The 18301-nt window shown below is 57.9% G+C and carries 11 protein-coding genes; 3 read left to right on the forward strand and 8 right to left on the reverse strand.

Annotated features, from left to right (window positions below):
• Nucleotides 1–72: 72 nt before the first annotated feature.
• From GSQ91_RS18310 to GSQ91_RS18345, 8 genes are all read right to left on the reverse strand, one after another.
• The gene (locus tag GSQ91_RS18310; protein ID WP_158823182.1) at nucleotides 73–765 is read right to left on the reverse strand and encodes a response regulator transcription factor; all 693 of its coding nucleotides are present in this window, start codon (nucleotides 763–765) and stop codon (nucleotides 73–75) included.
• Nucleotides 737–2194 (reverse strand): ATP-binding protein, encoded by a 1458-nt coding sequence (locus GSQ91_RS18315; protein ID WP_158823183.1) that lies wholly within the window; start codon nucleotides 2192–2194, stop codon nucleotides 737–739. The genes GSQ91_RS18310 and GSQ91_RS18315 overlap by 29 nt, the downstream gene beginning before the upstream one ends.
• 198 nt (nucleotides 2195–2392) lie before the next feature.
• Complete coding sequence (locus GSQ91_RS18320; RefSeq protein ID WP_158823184.1) at nucleotides 2393–6337, reverse strand: TonB-dependent receptor; 3945 nt, start codon at nucleotides 6335–6337, stop codon at nucleotides 2393–2395.
• 440 nt (nucleotides 6338–6777) lie between these two features.
• Nucleotides 6778–8172 (reverse strand): APC family permease, encoded by a 1395-nt coding sequence (locus tag GSQ91_RS18325; protein WP_158823185.1) that lies wholly within the window; start codon nucleotides 8170–8172, stop codon nucleotides 6778–6780.
• 279 nt (nucleotides 8173–8451) lie between these two features.
• Entirely contained in the window at nucleotides 8452–9912 is a 1461-nt protein-coding gene (locus GSQ91_RS18330; protein ID WP_158823186.1) for a rhamnulokinase family protein, read from the reverse strand.
• The gene (locus GSQ91_RS18335; protein WP_158823187.1) at nucleotides 9909–12110 is read right to left on the reverse strand and encodes a bifunctional rhamnulose-1-phosphate aldolase/short-chain dehydrogenase; all 2202 of its coding nucleotides are present in this window, start codon (nucleotides 12108–12110) and stop codon (nucleotides 9909–9911) included. The genes GSQ91_RS18330 and GSQ91_RS18335 overlap by 4 nt, the downstream gene beginning before the upstream one ends.
• Before the next feature lie 332 nt (nucleotides 12111–12442).
• On the reverse strand, nucleotides 12443–13654 hold the full coding sequence (locus GSQ91_RS18340; protein WP_158823188.1) for a substrate-binding domain-containing protein: 1212 nt from the start codon (nucleotides 13652–13654) through the stop codon (nucleotides 12443–12445).
• Between the two features lie 104 nt (nucleotides 13655–13758).
• On the reverse strand, nucleotides 13759–14952 hold the full coding sequence (locus GSQ91_RS18345) for a TIM barrel protein (protein WP_158823189.1): 1194 nt from the start codon (nucleotides 14950–14952) through the stop codon (nucleotides 13759–13761).
• A 229-nt stretch (nucleotides 14953–15181) separates the two neighbouring features.
• On the opposite strand from GSQ91_RS18345, the gene GSQ91_RS18350 reads away from it, so the two are divergent.
• From GSQ91_RS18350 to GSQ91_RS18360, 3 genes are all read left to right on the forward strand, one after another.
• Complete coding sequence (locus GSQ91_RS18350; protein ID WP_158823284.1) at nucleotides 15182–16330, forward strand: L-rhamnose/proton symporter RhaT; 1149 nt, start codon at nucleotides 15182–15184, stop codon at nucleotides 16328–16330.
• A 69-nt stretch (nucleotides 16331–16399) separates the two neighbouring features.
• The gene (locus GSQ91_RS18355) at nucleotides 16400–17137 is read left to right on the forward strand and encodes a (Fe-S)-binding protein (RefSeq protein ID WP_158823285.1); all 738 of its coding nucleotides are present in this window, start codon (nucleotides 16400–16402) and stop codon (nucleotides 17135–17137) included.
• On the forward strand, nucleotides 17134–18301 hold a 1168-nt coding region (locus GSQ91_RS18360), incomplete at its 3' end, for a LutB/LldF family L-lactate oxidation iron-sulfur protein (protein WP_254064691.1). The genes GSQ91_RS18355 and GSQ91_RS18360, both read left to right, overlap by 4 nt.

The following is an 18301-nucleotide window of genomic DNA, read 5'->3' on the forward strand; positions in this document are numbered from 1 at the left end:
GATGCTAAGCGCACCACAAACGTTGGCATCACGCTCTGCATCAGGAGGAAATGCCCGCACACTTGCCTCTCATCACTCCTGCCGAAACCGATAGCCAACATAGTTTTCCGTAAGGAGATACTGCGGCTCGGCGGGATCATCCTCGATCTTCTTCCGCAACTGGCTGATGTAGGTTCTCAGATATTCGCGTTCACCACCATACTCCTGCCCCCAGATCGTCTTCAGCAGACGGTTGTGTGCGAGTGGCTTTCCTGCATGCTGCATCAGAAGATGTAAAAGCTCGAACTCCTTCGGCGTCAAATGCAACTCTTCGTCATGCTTCGTGACGCGATGCGTGACGGGGTCTAAAGCTACATCGCCGATCTGTAGCGCGCGTGTATCTTCGCCCACTGGAGTGCGTACCCGGCGAACCGCCGCCCGGATACGCGCGGCCAGTTCCGACAGCTGGAACGGCTTGGTCACATAGTCATCGGCGCCCGCGTCCAGAGCGCGTACCTTGTCTTCCTCTCGATCGAGAACGGTCAGCACAATGATCGGAAGCCGAGGGTACTGCTCGCGCATCTTGTGACAGGTAGCCATGCCCCCAATGCCAGGCATATTCATGTCGAGCAACACGACGTCATAACTGCTCTGCCGCAACTCCAATAAGCCATTCTCTCCGTTCGAGGCATCCCCCACGGAAAATCCAAGCGCTTGCAGCGTGCTATGCAGGCTATGCCTTAGGGCAGAGTCATCTTCAACGATTAGTACTGAGCCTTGCGTCACTAGCTTCTCCTTGGGCAGGCAATGAAATATAAAAAGTGGTTCCGGTGTCGCGTTCGCTCTCAACCCATAGCTCACCGCCATGCGCCTCCACGGCTCGCAGTGCAACGGAGAGCCCAATACCGGTACCGGGGGCGCGGTGTTCGACATCGTGGCTGCGATAGAAGCGCCGGAAGATCAGCGCTCGCTCTTCTACCGGAACGTAAGAACCGTCATTATGGATGGATAGAATGATGGAATCGTGGTCCGCCTTCGCCGACAACATAATGGCAGATCCCGCAGGGCTATACTTCTGTGCGTTCTCGAGGACCTGCGCCAGGGCCATACTGAGCAGTTCACGGTCACCCTCGATCGCCAGGCCCTCTTCAAAATTTGCCTGCAGCCGCTCGGCGTCGAACTCCGCTCCAAGATCATCCATCGCCGACTGCAATAGCGCTCGCAACTCCAGTGGCCTTCGATTAAGTTTCATCTCCGTGACATCTAGCCTGGAGGTACGCAGCAACTTGCCGGTAAGGCTCGATAGCCGTGCCGCTTGCCCTTCGATCAGTTCAACGAGTTCTCTCTGGACCGATGTCAGCCCACCGATCTCCATAAGTCCCGCACTCGAAACGGAGATCGTAGTGAGCGGAGTCTTCACCGCATGAGCAAGACCATCGAGCACCGCCGATCTAAGTTGCTCCGAGAGTTTCTCCGACTCGGCTACAACCTCCGCCTTCAGGGCACGTCCGCGCTCAAGCGCAGAAGCCAATAGCGTGCCGATGGCGCTGGCCATGAGCGGATCGATAAGACTGCCGCGCAGCAACACCGTTCCAATCGGGCGCGTGCCGGACCGCAATACACGAACCGCTTCATGCCTGCTTTCAAGATCGAGGTCGCGATCTGCCAGCAAGGAGGCTCGCAGAGACTCAGAAGAGTCCTCAGCATCTCCTGTCCACGCGAAGCGTTCTTCGTGGGCCTCCAGCAGCCCAACGCCATCGAGAAAAAAGCACTCCTGAACCAGCATGCAGAGGTGTATGCCGACGGAATCTCGCCAATCCAGCAGCAGCATCCCCTGGGATAGTTCATAAATCGCTCGCTGCTGTTCATCATGACGCTGCAGTGCAAGGTCTGTCCGGCTGATCTTCTGCGAAAGACGGTTCACCAACAGCGAGATGCAACCGAATGTAACCAGAGCCAATACATTGGTGGGAGAGGAGACTCGAAACGTAAGGAGGGGCTGAGTAAAAAAGAAGTCCAGGCACAGCGTCGCACAGACCGATACGATTGCCGCGGTAAGAAAATTCATTCGCCACGCGACTAGAAGAACTACCAACATGTACAGCGGAATGGCGGTCGCAAGCCCAAGCTCATGCCGGAGATTAATGGCTCCGAGCCCAACCATAAGAGCACAGGCTGTAAGCGTGGCAAGAACGGACCTGGCGCGAACGTACAAAATTATCTCTTTAATCAACATAGATAGAGATCCGTAAAGAATTCATAAAGCCGCCACGTCGCGCGATTTCCTTATCTCTTTTACACCTTTCCGAGGGATGCTAAGCCCGGAACCTACAGGATTACACTACGCTACATCAACGACAGAACGGCGGAGCCTAAGCTCCGCCGTTCTGTTGTGAGGGTTATGGGAACCGCTTTAGAAGGTCAACTGCAACGACATCTGGATCTGTCGTGGGCTGCCGATAGTGTGACTGACTATACCCAGACCTGCGGGGCAGTTGTAGAAGCTGGTATTTGTCTGTTGCCCTTGTGCATTGCAGCCGGTAGGCAGCGGAGTCGTTCCCCCCGTTGGGAAAGAGGTGTAGTTTATGTTCTGCGAGACTTCGTTGCCGGGCACGTCAAAGCTGCTGGTGTTCGTGAGATTGAAGACATCGAATGTGTATTTGAGAGCATATCGCTCGGTAAAGTTTGTGACTTTGACCAGCGAGGCATCAGCACGCTTCTGGAAGGCCTGACGGAAGATATTGCGCTGGCCGCTAGTAAAGCCAGTTTCGTAGGGGTCCGAGGTGGGAATGGCGCCATTCAAGCCTCCTGCTGGCAGAATTGGAAGCGTGAAGCAGTTCGCTTTTAGTGCAACATCATTTGGATTCGCGCCATTGAAGGCCCCGGAGAGACCGGTCTTAGCGTTCTTAGCCGTGCAACCTGGAGCAAGCGGCACAATGGGATTCGTGATGCCATCGGCAGTGCTGTAGTAGATGCTGCCGATAGCACCGCTAAAGTCGATGACGCTATAGGGCTGGCCGCTCTGTAGTACGGTGAGACCAACTAACGACCAGCCATCGGCGAGCTTACCGGCAAGCGTGCCCTTGCCATAAAAGTCCGGCAGTTGGTAGACGTAGTTGAAGTTGATGACATGAGTACGATCGAAGTCGGAAGAACCATAACCGCTCTGTAGATTGTTAGGATCGTTACCGTTATAGAAGAGGCCAAGGCCACTCTGCTCATCAAGAGCATGCGAATAGGTATAAGAAGCCCCTACCTGGAAGCCATGGCTCATGCGTTTTTCGATGTGGGCCTGAAGTGCGTTGTAATCGTCAATGCCCACAGCCTTATAGTCGATAGACTCCGCGGCATAGCCGACATAGGGAACGCGATGATCGACGTTGCCGCCTTCGTAGTCAGCGTCGTAGCTATTGCCATTGGGCAGGGTAGCTCCTCCCACGGTGTAGCCGTAGCTGTACTGCTCTCCGTGAATAGGATTGCCAGGAGAGGCGATTCCCGGCTGGTTGAATGGCAGCGGAATAACCTGATGGCGACCGATGTTGCCAACGTAGGCCAGGTCGATGGCCAGGTCATTGCGTGGCTGCCACTGGATATCAAAGGTGTAGTTAAAGGTGTAGGGCAGCGTGTTAGCGCGATCATAGACACCCAGTGAGATGGGTTGGCCGCCATTGCTGATACTCGCCAGGTTAGGCAGGTACTTGCTGAGGTCAGAGGCCTTGGGGTTGTTCGGCGCAGGCAGCGGTGATAGACCGTAGGGATTCGCCAGATTGCCTTCAGCGTCGGTTGGAAGTGCAGTCGGAGGGTTGAAGCCACCGCCACCGCCGCAGGTCGGAATGTAGTAGTCGTAGAGGCTCCCGACAGGGCAGCTGGAGGCATTGACGAAAGGAAGCGACTGGTTCACGCCAAAGGGACCTCCAGTCACCGTGCCGATCGCGTAACCGGGAGAGAAGTAGCTGAACAGTTCGCCGCGGTCATAATACATACCAAAACCTGTACGGACGACGAGCTTGTTATGGAACTCCTCAGGCTGCCAGGCAAGACCCACTCGAGGAGCAATGCCCCACTGGCGACCGGTCAACGTGGTCGGGCTTACACCAGCCGTACCTTCGGCGTTGTTGCCGGCTATCACCAGTCCTGGATTGACGATGGTGTCAGCGGTCGCGCTGTAGTTGTAGAGATTGGGAGCGAAGTTATAGAGGCGGCCGTACTTCTCGGTCAACCCGCCATCCCAGTCATAGCGAAGGCCCGCCGTGAGCGAAAGATTCGGTGTGACTTGGATCTTGTCCTGCACGTAAGTGCCAAGCTGATTGGCACGGTAGTAGCGATTAGCGTCACCCTGCAGGAAGGAACTGACATAAAAGCCGGTGGCGGAGCTGCCAGGAGTGACAAAGCCCTGGGAAAAGGCGCTGAGATCGTCGGTGGCGACAGTACCTTTGCCAGTGCGCTTGTCAATAGTATTGAGCTGCGTATACGTGTAGCTGGTGCCGAAGCTGATGGTGTGCTTGCCGAGCGTCCATATAGCGTTACCTGAAGGCGCAATGCGATTCTGGAAGACACCGGTGTTGGGAGCCTGGCCCTCCGCATTGGGGCCGATGTTCAAAACTCCTTTGCTGCTAAGGCCGGCGTTGGTCGCCGCATTGCCGAGTACGTTGTAGATAGAGACGCCCGGAAAGTAGTTGGAACCGAACTCATTGATCGACACCGTTCCGAAGGAGCCACCCGGGATAGCACTAGGGCCAAAGGGTTGCTCATTATCGCCCCAGATCTTCTCGCGAAGAACACCGACAGTCTCCGTAGTGCTCAGGTTGGACTTGATGAGGTAGGTATTGATGATGGAGAAGACCTGCGCTCCGGCATCAAGATGCTGGGTGAATCCAGGGACACTGGAGTACGCATACGGAGCAATCGTGGGATCGTGCTGGTAGTAATACTTCAGCGCGACAGTGTCCTTCGCGGTGGCGTTGTAGTCGAGGTTAGCCACCGCCAGATCGGCCTTGAAACGACCGGTTCCAGGAAGGAAGGCGTTGAAGGGATGAGAGGGCGAAAGCAAACCTGATCCTGTGTCATTAGGGATCAGCCATTTGCCGGGTTCCCCTGGAAGCGCAGGTGAGTTGAACAAGGCGAGGGCCGTAGTGTTCATATCGCTTGCGGCCAGATCGTTGCCCGTTGTAACGCTTGCGTCGGGGTACTGTGCGGCGACAATACCCGCAAAACCAGCCGCACTGCGGGTGGTGTCTGAGAGACCCACGGGCACGTTGAGGAAGTCGTCCCCGATCTCTTGATCAGAGACATGCACATGCTGATAGGCAACGAAGCCAAAGAGCTTGTCCTTGATAATAGGACCGCCGAATGTGCCACCGACCGTGTAACGATGCAACTCCGGGTTCTTGAGGTTATCGGGGATGTCGCCATCGTTCTTGAAGAAGAACGGCGCGGCGTTGAGCCAGTTGGTGCCGCGATGACCATAGAGCGTGCCGTGGTAGCTGTTCGTACCGGACGCCGTGCTGAGATCGATGTGAGCACCGGAAGTAGACCCCTGCGAGGCGTCGTACATGGAAGCATTCACGCGAACCTCCTGAATGGTCTCAGGGGCAGGCGTAGGGATGGCGTTGCCAATGGAGAGGTAGATGGAGGCTGTCGACGAAATAACGCCGCCGGCACCGTTGCTCGTAGAGACGCCGGTGCTGTTGATCACACGCGCTGAGCCCACTTCGCTGGTGCTCTTGCCGTTGAAGAGGTTGCTGGAGTCAACACCATTCAAAGAGAAACTGTTGCTGGTATCGCGCTGGCCGTTGGCCCAGATAGGTGGATTGCCAAGACCGGCATTCGCTCCGGTGCCAGGTGAGAGTTCAGCGTTGACACCGGCGGAGAGTGTGGCAGCGCCAAGTACGCTGCCAGCAGGCATCGGAATGTTTTCAATCTGAGCTTTGTCGAGCACATAGCCGTTGGTCGTGTCGGTGGCGTTCAGCAGCGGATTAACTTCGACGGTTACAGAGTCGGCAACGGCGCCCACGGCAAGCTGTGCCGGAAGGGTAACCGTGCGGTCCGCCTGGACCACAATGCCCGGATACTTCTGGGACGTAAAGCCGTCGCGCGTAAACGTGAGCGTGTACTTGCCGATGGGCAGATCGTTCAGAGTGTAAGAACCTTGTCCACTGGACTGAGCGGTGCGCGTAAGCTTCGTATCGTCCGAAACAGCCTTCACCTGCACACCGGGCACGACGCTGCCCGAGGGGTCGGTCACCGTTCCGACGATGCCACCAAGGGTCTGCTGAGCGCGGGCTGTATTCGTTGCCAGGAAGAAAAAGCAAAGTGTGAAAAGGACAAGCGACGCGGCCGTTCTGCGTAGGTATAGCAAGGTGTTACCTCCTATGAAGAACCCACGGGAGCGCCGCAATGGATAGATACACGTATCGCATGCAGCCCAGAGGCCGTTGTTCTGAAACTTGTTGTCTGCGATCGGAGCGGCGTTTCCGCCCCGTATCCACAGCACTTTGGGTACGTCTTTAAAAACGGAGGTACAGCCCCGGACGACTGGGGATGTACGTTCTAGTTTCGACAACGGATACAACTCCGCGCCGTGCCGCAAGGACACTTACTGAGCAATTCAATCGAGGTTAAAAAGATAGGTTCGATCGAATGGTTAAGTTCGAAGCCAGGTACTGGGTTAGAGGAGCGGTTGGCGTCCCGTAAATTGTGTTGCGATGACCAAAGAATAACCGACAATTCAACGGAATCCAATAAAAATATGCGCTTTCAACGCCGAGCCTGCGGAAAAAGACCGGCTTATCAGCAGATCTACGCTCGATCGCGTTGCCGGCTCAAGCCATACCAGCCCATAGCCAACACCAGATACACACCGTAGATATAGGGGAAGTAGCGGTAAGGGGCCGGTGGAACAGGAAAGATATTTCCCACCAGAGCGGCAACCATCGCCAGCGTCGCCGCGGCAGCGAGCAGACCTTTCGCCAAGGTCAGCCGCTGCTCTCGCCGCAGATGCACTGCGAGTGCAATGGCCGCCATCGTATACGCCGTGAGGAAGCCGAAGACCGCCAGCGTGCCCATCCAGCCATAGATATCTGCTCCACTGGCGCCGCGATGAGCAATCACTGCGACCGGCAGGAACGCAAGTACTGCCGTAAGGATGCTAGCCAGACCAGGCGTCTCATTGCGAGCATGTGTGACCCCGAACCGGCTATGCGCAAGACCGTGGTGTGCCATCAGCAGCAGAACGCGCGATGCGGCAATGACACAGGCCAGCGTCGCCGCAAACATGCTGATCAGCACACCCACATCGATGACCGTGCCAACGATCCTGACCCCAGCCTGCGCGGAGAGATAGTGAAAAGGCGCAGCGCTGGCATCCAGCGTCGTTGGAGATCCGTGAAATCCAAGAATCTCACCATAGGTACAGACAATGAAGAACACGCCCGCCAGCAGAGCACTTTGAATGACCGCACGAGGAATCGTCTTCAGGGGCTCGCGGGCCTCCGAGCCGAGTGTCGTCGCGCTTTCAAAGCCTACAAAGCTGAAGATCGCCAGCATGACGCCCATCCTTACCTGCTGCGCGGAGACTCCCTTGAGACGCACTTGCGACACATCGAAGTGCAGTCCATGCTTCCACAGCGTAATGCCCGTGACGAAGGCAACAAGACACACCGACACCCCTTCGATCCACAGCATCAGCTCCGCCGACACCTTGATATCGCGGTACGCAACCCACATCGCTCCACCGGCTGCTACCAGCGACAGCAGCACAGGAGACACATGCAGGTGGTATTCATCGAGGAAGACATACGCATAGTTGAGAAAGCCTCCGATAACCGACGATGCAGTCGTCACATACGCAAAGAACAGTGCCCATGCGGTTACCGCGCTCCACGCGGGTGAAAGCGACGAGTGGGCATAGCTGTACAGCGAGCCTGGCGAAGCTGACTCGCGTGCGAAGCTCGCTACGCACAGTGCCACCAGAACGACTGCAACAGTCGCAATCAGGTAAGCGAGACCTGTACCTGCTCCGCACAGCGCAAATACCAAAGGCACTGTAAGCGTTGGCGTCGTGCTTGGAGCAATCAGGGAGACAGACTGCGCCAATGTTTCGAGCGGAGAGAGCACATGCTGCCGCAGCCCATAAGACGGCGAAGTCTCAGTCTTCTGGTCGTCGCTTACCGTCGCGACCATGGAGGAATCCATCGTTCAACCCCGCAGGTGGAAGTTCGGTTAAGAGCCCCACAGACTGGGCCGGGAAAAACCGACTGGATGATTCGTGTGGATTCAGCATAGCGCAACCAAGCTCTGCGGCTGTAACTTGCCCGCACCAGCAACATCCCGGGTGCCCCATCTTCGACGCGCGTCTTTTGCGCGGCTAAGGTGGGCATCGGGCGAACGCCCGACCGCTCCTGCTCATCTTCACCTTATCGATAACACCTGTGCCATTGCACCGGATGGATCACAGCTAAGGCCTGTGTCGGCTCAAACTTGTTGCACCTTCGCAAGCCTACCTGCCCAGATACACGCCGGTCGCGAACTCGTCTCGCCTGTCTTCTCTAAAGTCGCAAGCTGAACAGCAAAGTTGCCCAATGTAGAGCACTCCGTCCCCGCCTTCAATACTTCAAGCCCCGTGGCTTTCGCAGTCAGCCGATTCAGAAAATCATTCTGGCTTCCACCACCCATCATGTAGAGCCGCCGCAAGCGCTTGCCGGTAATCTCTGCAACACTGCGCAGCACATGCGCATATCGCGCCGCCAGGCTATGAAAGAGGAACGAGGCCATCTCAGCCGCATCCTTGGCCTCTGGACTCAACTCAGCCAATCCGCGACGCCGAAGCTGTGTATTGATGCGCTCCGGCATGTGGCCCTGGAGCATAAGGTCCGGATCATCCACATGCAGCACATACTCCCGAGGACTAAACTCTTCAGACGCCGCAACCAGCTCCGTGAGATCGAGAGTCGTGCCTCTTTCTCTCCAGCTTTCAAGGCACTGCCGCAGAAGCCACATCCCATTCACATTTTTATGGAAACAGACTGTTCCATCCACTCCACCCAGGTTGGTGAAGTTCTCTTCGCGCGCGGCAGTTGAGTTCACTGGAGTCTTCAACTGCGTTCCCACCAGAGACCACGTGCCCGAGCTGATGTAGGCCCAGTCGTCACCCGGATCAGGAATAGCGGCAATCGCCGAAGCCGTATCGTGGCATGCCGGCGCAATCAGGCGTGTCTTCGCAAACACGGGTAGCAACGCCAGTTCACCCTGCACCTCTCCTATATCGGTTCCCGGCGAAACGATCGGCGGAGCTTCTAACAATGATTGCCCAATCGCCTCAAAGATCTCCCTCGACCACTCTCCATCGAGCCCGACCATCTGCGTATGCGTTGCATTGGTACGCTCTGAAACCGCATCACCGCCGAGCCGATGCAGAACGTACTCGGGCAGGTTGAGCCAGCAGCGTCTCTTCTGCTCAGCATCGTCGGCAAACATCTGGTAGACGCTGTTGATCCGCAGCAGCTGCAAGCCTGTAATCTCACGCATCCGCTCCGCCGAGAGGCGTTCATGCAACGCCGGCTCCGCAGCAACCGTGCGCTCGTCGCGATAGCAGAACGGATCGGCAATCGCCATACCGCTCGCGTTGAGCCGCACGTAGTCTACCGCCCAGCCATCCACGGCAATCGACCGCACGCCCTCCTGCGCAATCTCTGCACAAAGACGCAGTCCCGTATGTAGTCCGTCGAGGATACAGCCGAGATCCCACCGCAGACCATCCGCGCGTTCAGCCGCATGATTCGCAAAACGATGCACCAACTGAATTCGCGGACCTTCTGCAGACCAGCGCAGCAAAGATACGCGGCAGCTCTCCGCCCCCAGATCGATCGCAACCAGCGCACGCCGATCGGTTGGTTCTGGCAGAGTAAGAGTTGCCGCTGTACCGCCTACGCTCATCGCAGATATGCCTCGGTCAGGCCACCGTCAACTGGAATCAGGTGACCCGTTGTCACCGGAGCCTTGGGGCCGCCAACAAACAAGATAGCCTCCGCGCAGTCCTTCGGATCGATAGGCACATGTGTCAGCGTGCGCTTGGCATAGTACGCGGCCAGCAGATTGCGAATCTCGTCGTCGCTGCCGTTATCGTCGAACGCAATCCCATACTTCGTGAGCGACGCCTTCACGCGATCGCGCGGGAACATCGTCGATCCCTTCACAACCGTTGCCGGGCTGATGCCGTTCACGCGCAGCAGCGGAGAGTACGTAATCGCAAGCTCGCGCACCAGATGGCTCAGTGCCGCCTTGCTCACGTCATAAGCCTCTGAGCCGCGCTTGGCAACAACCGCGTTCGCAGAGCTCGTCAGCACCACACTGCCGGGTATTCCCTGCACCTTGAAGACCTTCTGCGCTTCATCCGTGAGCAGGTAGTTCGCTGTAACGTTGATCTCCAGCGTCAAAGCCCACTGCGCATCGCTGATCGTGCCATCCGGTGAAGTCGGGAAGATGGCAGCTGTGTTCACCAGAATGTCGACGCCGCCGAACGCTGTAATCGTCGCATCCAGAGCGCTCTTGATCGCATCGCGCTTGCGGATGTCGATGGCGGCAGCCACCGCGCACTCCTTGCCGCCGATAGCCTTCGCCTCATCCGCCACCTTCTGCGCAGCTTCCAGCGAAAGATCGGCAACCACGCTATGCGCCCCGCGTTCCGCAGCCAGCAGGACCGTCTCACGCCCAATGCCGCTTGCGCCGCCGACTACCAGCACAACACGCCGACTCAACTCCTTCTCCGGCGGCTGACGGCGAATCTTTGCCTCTTCCAGCGCCCAGTACTCGATACGGAAGGCTTCGCTCGGCGGCAGCGCAACATAGTTCTCATGCACGCTAAATGCAGAAGTCGGCGCGCAACCCGCCTGCGGCAACTCCGCAGGCAACTTGCCTTCATCCAGACTTCCCGCACCTTCCATCACATGAATCGCATTGATATAAAACTCGCCTGTGATGCGCGACTCCGCCTTGTTCTTGCCAAAGCTGAACATGCCAATACCCGGCACCAGCACAACCGTCGGGCTCGCATCGCGCATAGCCGGGGACTCCGTCGCCGCATGCGCCTTGTAATACTCCGCATACTCGGCACGATAGGTCTCAAGCGACTCATCCAGCTTCGCCTCGAGATCGGTAAGGCTCGTCGCAGGATCCCAGTCGATGAACAGTGGACGAATCTTCGTGCGGATGAAGTGGTCCGGGCAGCTAGTGCCGAGATGCGCCAGCTTCTTCGCCGAGCTCGAGTTCACGAACGCCAGCACATCCGGCGCGTCCGTAAAGCTGCCGATGACACGCTGCTTTGCAGAGACACGGCCACGAATCGCCGGCATCAGCTTCAGCGCAAGACTCTTCCGCTCTTCGTGCGACGTGTGCTTCGCGCCGCCAAAACTGCTTCGCTTCTTCGCTGCATGTTCCTGAATGAACAGACCAAGCTGGTCGATGATCGTGATCGTGTTCAGATAGCTCTCGCGCTGCGTCTGCCCCCACGTAAACAAACCATGTCCGCCCAGCACAACGCCATCACAGCCGGGTCTGGCGGCAACAGCCTTTTGCAACATCATTGCAAGTTCAAAACCCGGGCGCTGCCACGGCACCCAGACCATCTTGTGCCCGAAGCGCTGGTTGAACTCTTCCATCTTCTCTTTGCCGTTGGCAGAAGCAGCCAGCGCAATCGCCCAGTCAGGATGCAGATGGTCCACATGCGGAGCTGGCAGAAAGCCGTGCAGCGGAGTATCGATAGAGGCCGCCGTCGGATTGTTATTGAACGTACAGAGCGGATACATCGAGACGATCTCGTCTTCGAGCTCAACGCCCTTGTAGCTCTTGGCCAGGGACAATACCTTGTCGAGGTACAAGGTCGCAAAACCGGACCTCTTGATGCTGCCAAGGTCCCCACCGGAGCCCTTCACCCAAAGCACGGTCTTCTTCTGCCCGTCGAGCGGATCGGTCTCTTCGATCTTGGAACTCGTGTTGCCGCCACCGAAGTTCGTCAGCCGCAGGTCGGAGCCCAGCAGGTTGGAGCGATAGCGCAGCAGCTCTGGTGCGTCGAGTTTCGAAGCCACAGCCTCGTCCCAGCGGTCTTCGAGGAAGTGGAGTTTATTGGAGGTTGTCATTCAGATTTTCCGGTCCTGTAATGTGAGTCACCCGCTTGTGCGGCGTGATGATGATTACACATAGAATACCAATAGGACAAATATTTCTATAGAGAAAATTGCCTTGTTTTTCTAGTTTGTCATTCCGACCCTGAGCGAAGCCGAAGGGGAGCGAACCTGGTTTCTCCCGTTTTCGCTAGTGCCACCACAAATGCTATGCCTTAGCGCAAACCATGTCTTCCAGTTCCAGACCACATATTTATGGGCAGCACGAACAACGAACGCGAGAAAGCAGGTTCCTCGCTACGCTCGGAATGACAGAAAGAAAAACAAGAGCAACGGCGATTTACGCTCTACTTCGCCTTCTTCCCTGCGCTTTCCTTCGACTTCCGGCCACGCTTCGACGCAGACTTGTTCTCATCTCCGGCTTTAGAAGCTAAAGCCACCGGCGCAAGTCCTGCATCGGCCTCCAACCCGCGGCCGGCACGATCCGCGGTAATCGCCACATGCTCGACATAGTTGTAAGGAGCCACCGTCTCCCCACGCAGCAGTGCCAGGCCAAGTTCGATCAATCTCGGCCCATACCGCCCCACCTCATGCGAGATGGACGCAATCGCCGGGCTTCCCGGCCGCTGCATCTCGATCACCATCTCTTCCAGGCAATCCTGTCCCACAATGGCCACATGCTTCTCGCGATCCAGATCGCGAATCGCAGCAATAGCACCCATCGCGCTGGTGTCATTCGCCGCTGCAATCAGGATGTGCTTGTCCTTCGGGTGACGCTTCAGAAAGTCGAGAACCAGCTTGTAACTGAGATCGCGCATTCCGCGTCCATCGATCCGGACGAAGCACTCGACAGGCAGATCGGGCAACCGCGTCTTCACTCCCTCAAAAGCCCCCGTGATGCGGCTCTGCACCAACTGCCCGGCCTCCGCCAGATCGAGACCCATCATCCAATCAATCTTGCCGCCCCAGCGTTGCTGCGCAAACTCCGCCAGCAGACCGCCTGCCTCCCGGCCGGCACGGTAGTTGTCGACTCCGAGATACGTCGCATGGGGATGCGGAATGTCTACTGCAATCAGAGGAATCTTCGCCTCGGCGATCTTGTCGGCAATAATCGGGGCGGCGTGTTCGTCCACCTGAAATTCAATAATGATGTCGACCCGCTCGCGGATAAACGTCTCGGCATTCTCAATGGCCGTCGCCGCGTTGTAGCGGTTATCCAGCACCAGCAAATCGACGCCAACCGCTACCGCCGCGTCGCGCAGACTCGCCGTTACCGCCTCGGAGAACGGCATCTCCGCACTCTGGCTACCGAAGCCAAAACGCAGCTTCTTGGGCCGCGCAATGTGCCGGTAATGCCGGTCCGCCGTCTGTCCAACGTAGCCGCGATGAACCAGCGTCTTCAGAATCCGGTAGACGGTGGTCTTCGAAATCTTGGTGCGCTTGTGGATGGTCTCCAGCACCATCGGCTGGTTTTCATTCTGCAGAAGCTCCAGGATGTCCAGCGCCTTGGTGAGAACAGGAATCAGATACAGCCGCTTCGTCTTCGTCTTAGGCGCCATCTCAACCCCTTCCGGGTATGCAAAACTCACGGGGCATGCGGCCAATCCGCAATTCCTCTAATGAATTCTTACATCACAGAAATACAGTTGTAAACTTCGCAGCCTCAGGCATACGAACTGGCACCGGCAGTATTCTTCTCCTTACGCTCTTCGGTGATGCGTTCCACGTATCCACCCTCGCGCAACGCGGCCAGGGGATGGGCAGGCAGACCGCGTGCTTCGCGCCACTCCGCCAGCCATGGGCGCACGTCCTGCCAGAACACCCCACGAAACGCCTCTTCCGCATCGACCAGGCTGCAACTGTCCTGCAGCTCGGCAAGCGCGGCGTGATCGACCAGCGCAGCCTTCGCATAGAGCTCCTGCGCGGTGACGACAGTCTGCACCATCGCCTCCACCTTGCCCTTCAGGTTGTGGCTCTGGTCGATCATGAACGTCGGCGCGTTGAATACGCCGCCCTTGCTCTTCTCGAACAGGATCTCGTGGAAGATGCGGAAGATCTGGTACGGGTCGATCGACCCCAGCGTCAGATCGTCGTCGGCATACTTGCGGTCGTTGAAGTGGAAGCTGCCCAGAGCGTCGAGCTCTATCAGCCATGCGACGATCTGCTCAATGTTCGTCCCCTGGTAGTGATGGCCCGTATCCACCAGCACCTTCGCCTGCGGCCCCGCACTGCGCGCGATCTCAAGCGCCATGCCCCAATCGGCAATATCGGTATGGTAAAAGGCCGGCTCGAAAGGCTTGTACTCCACCAGCAGGGTCTGGCCCGGCGCAAGCGCGGCATGTGTCTTTGCCAACGCCTCTTTCATCCAGCCGATACGGCGGCGGATGCTCTGCGAGCCAGGATAGTTCGATCCATCGGAAAGCCATAGAGAGACCTCCGCACTTCCCAGAGCCTTGCCGATCTCGACTGAGGTCAAAAGGTGCGCAGTGGCCTTCTCTCTCACCTCCGCGCTCGGGTTGCAGATGGAGCCGTACTTGTACTCGGCCTCCTGAAACAGGTTCGGATTAATCGACCCGGCACGTATACCGGTCTTCGCTTCCAGCGCCCTGATCTTCGGGGCATCGGCCACCCCGTTAGGCAGATCCCATAGCACATGCAGTGCCATGGTCGGCGTAACTCCGGTCAGCCGGTGCACTTCCGCGGCATCGGCAAATTTCTCTTCAATGTTGGTTGCCGCCGCGGCCTGTACGAACTTGCCGAAACGTGTTCCGGTATTGGCAAAGCCCCAGGAGGGAATCGCAATAGCAAAGTCATCGAGAGCGCGAAAAACCCGCTCTTTGGCCTGATCGTTCGACATGAAGCAATTCACCTCGGGGCCGGCTCAAGAGCCAGTCTATTCTCAAACGGAACTATAATACGTATTGAAATTTTTTGCCTTGAGAAATCTTGTTTTACGTTCAAAATTTCACTCACTGAAATTCATCCAATAGGAAAATAGTTTCTTATTGACACTCCTATCGGTTACGATAACTGCGCCGCCGGAAGCTGTCGAATTTAATCCCCGGAATGTGCGTTCGAGGTCTATTGTGGGGCCAAATCCCTTTGTCGGCGTCCTCTTTCACTGGCTCGGCGGTCTCTGCTCAGCCAGCAACTTTATACCGTTTCGCGGCATCAAGCGCTGGTCGTGGGAGATCTACTGGATCATCCAGGGCGTCGCCGCCTGGCTCATCGCTCCTCCTTTGCTGGCCGCCATCTTTGTTCCACACCTCTTCGCCGTCCTGCACGCCGCCCCAGCAACGAGTATCGCCTGGGCGGTCTTCTGGGGCACGCTCTGGGGGGTCGGCGGCCTCACCTTCGGACTGGCTATTCGCTATCTCGGCCTGGGCCTCGGCTATGCCATCGCGCTGGGCTTCTGCACCGCCTTCGGAACCCTCATCCCGCCCATCTTCCACGGCCAGATGCATACCATTCTCCACGAGCGCTCCGGCCAGGTCATCCTGTGCGGCGTGGCGATGTGCATCCTCGCCATCGCCGTCAGCGGCGCTGCAGGCTACTCCAAGGAACAAGAGGTCAGCGAAGAGGACAAGGCTGCAGCCGGGGAACGCGACTTCTCCTTCGTCAAGGGCCTCATCATCGCGATCTTCGCCGGCATCATGAGCTCCTTCTTCGCCTTCGGCCTGGACGCCGGTAAACCGATCGCCGACATCGCCCGCATACAGCTCAAAGCCGCGGGCGGCAAGGATCTTTACTCCAACCTCCCGGTTCTGATCGTCGTCCTCTGGGGAGGCTTCGTCACCAATCTCATCTGGTCGGCCATCCTCATCGTGCGTAACCGCTCCATCGGCCAGTTCGCGGGCGCGCCCGGCGACAATCCCATGGGCACCGCCACGGTCACAGGCGAAACGCTTCAGGACGTCGACCCCCGCCAGTTCACCCAGCGCATCAGCAGCGGCGTCCTGACCCGCAACTACCTGCTGGCAGCCTCCGCCGGTGTGATCTGGTACTTCCAGTTCTTCTTCTACTCCATGGGCACCACCAAGATGGGCAAGTACGACTTCGCCAGCTGGACGCTGCACATGGCGAGTATCATCATCTTCGCGAACCTGTGGGGGATCGCCCTGAAAGAGTGGCGAGATACCAGTCTGCGAACCCGTCTGCTGGTTGGCTGCGGACTAGCCCTCCTCATAGGCTCAACAGTTGTGGTCGGTTATGGAAGCTATCTAAAAGTGAGCTGAACGCGGAAACGATTAGAATCTCTTTGAAAACTGTTTTTCGCTCATGAGATAGATCCCTGGAGGAATTCTCTGCGTATCGCGCTCTTTGTCGCCTGCTATAACGACACGCTGTTCCCGCAGACCGGAATCGCCGTCACGCGTGTGCTCGAACGTCTGGGTCACACCATCGAGTTCCCGGTGCAGCAGACCTGCTGCGGCCAGATGCACTACAACACCGGCTACCACCGCGAGGCCGTGCCGCTGGTGCGGCGCTTCGTCGAGATGTTCCGCGACGCCGAGGCCGTCTGTGTCCCCTCCGCCTCCTGCGTGGCGATGATGCGCGAGCACTACGTGATGATGGCTGAAGCCGAAGACGATCCAGCCTTCCTGGCTGAAGTTCGCAGTCTTCTGCCCCGCGTCTTCGAGTTCTCCGAGCTGCTCGTCAACCGCCTCGGACTGGAAGATGTAGGAGCAGCCTTCCCACACAGCGTCACCTACCATCCTTCGTGCCACTCCCTGCGCATGCTGCACGTGGGCGATGCGCCGGTAAAGCTGCTGCGCTCCGTCCGCGACCTCACCCTGTTGGAGCTGCCGAATAAAGAGCAGTGCTGCGGCTTCGGCGGCACGTTTGCCGTCAAGAATCCCGACGTCTCCGTAGCCATGCTCACCGAAAAGGACGCCTGCGTCGTACAGACCGGCGCCGAAGTCGTGACTGCGCTCGACAACTCCTGCCTGATGCAGATCTACGGCGGCCTGCACCGCTCCGGTTCGAAGGTCCGCACATTGCACCTGGCAGAGATTCTCGAATCGACCGGAGGCCTCGCTTGAGCATCGTCGTCGGCAAGACCTCCAAAGCACCCGACTTCCCTATCGCGGCAAAGACCGCGCTGAAGAACGATCAGCTTCGCCGCAACGTCGCACACGCCACGAACGTCATCCGCAGCAAACGCGCACTGCGCGTAGAAGAGATGCCCGACTGGGAGGACCTTCGCCAAGCCGGCAGTGAGGTCAAGGCGCATACGCTCGCGCATCTCGACCACTACCTGGAAGAGTTCGCCCGCAACTGCGAACGCGCCGGCGGCAAGGTCCACTGGGCGCGCGATGCCGACGAAGCCAACAACATCGCCATCAAACTTATCCGCCACTACGGCGGCATAGAGCCAGGCATTGAAGTCATCAAAGTGAAAACGATGACCTCCGACGAAGTGCAGATGAACCACGCCCTCGAAGCCGAGGACATCAAGCCCATCGAGACCGACCTCGCCGACATGATCGTGCAGCTAGGCCACGACGAGCCCTCCCACATCGTCGTTCCGGCATTGCACAAAAATCGCTTTGAGATCCGCGACATCTTCCGCGAGAAGATGAGGCTACCCGATCTCACCGACCAGCCCGAAGACCTCACCAACGCCGCTCGCCACTATCTCCGCAACCGCTTCCTGCGCGCCAAGATCGGCATCAGCGGAGCCAACTTCGCCATCGCCGAGACCGGCTCGGTCGGCGTCGTCGAGTCCGAAGGCAACGGCCGCATGTGCGTCACGCTGCCCGACGTGCTCATCACCCTCATCGGCATCGAGAAAGTAATCCCCACCTTCGCCGACCTCGAAGTCTTCCTTCAAACACTTCCCCGCTCTGCTACCGGCGAGCGCATGAACCCCTACAACTCCATCTGGACCGGCGTCACGCCGGGCGATGGCCCACAGGCCTTTCACGTCATCCTTCTCGACAACGGCCGCACCAAACTTCTGGCAGACGACATAGAGCGCGAGACCCTCGCCTGCATCCGTTGCGGCGCATGCCTCAACGCCTGCCCCGTCTATCGTGAGACCGGCGGCCATGCCTATGGCTCGATCTACTCCGGCCCCATCGGCGCCATCCTCTCTCCGCAGTTGCAATCCCTGGAACACTCGCGCTCACTGCCGTTTGCCTCCACCCTCTGCGGCGCATGCTACGAAGTCTGCCCGGTCAAGATCAACATCCCTGAGGTGCTGA

This window comes from Granulicella sp. S156 (genome assembly GCF_009766105.1).
In the GTDB taxonomy this organism is placed as follows: Bacteria; Acidobacteriota; Terriglobia; order Terriglobales; family Acidobacteriaceae; genus Granulicella.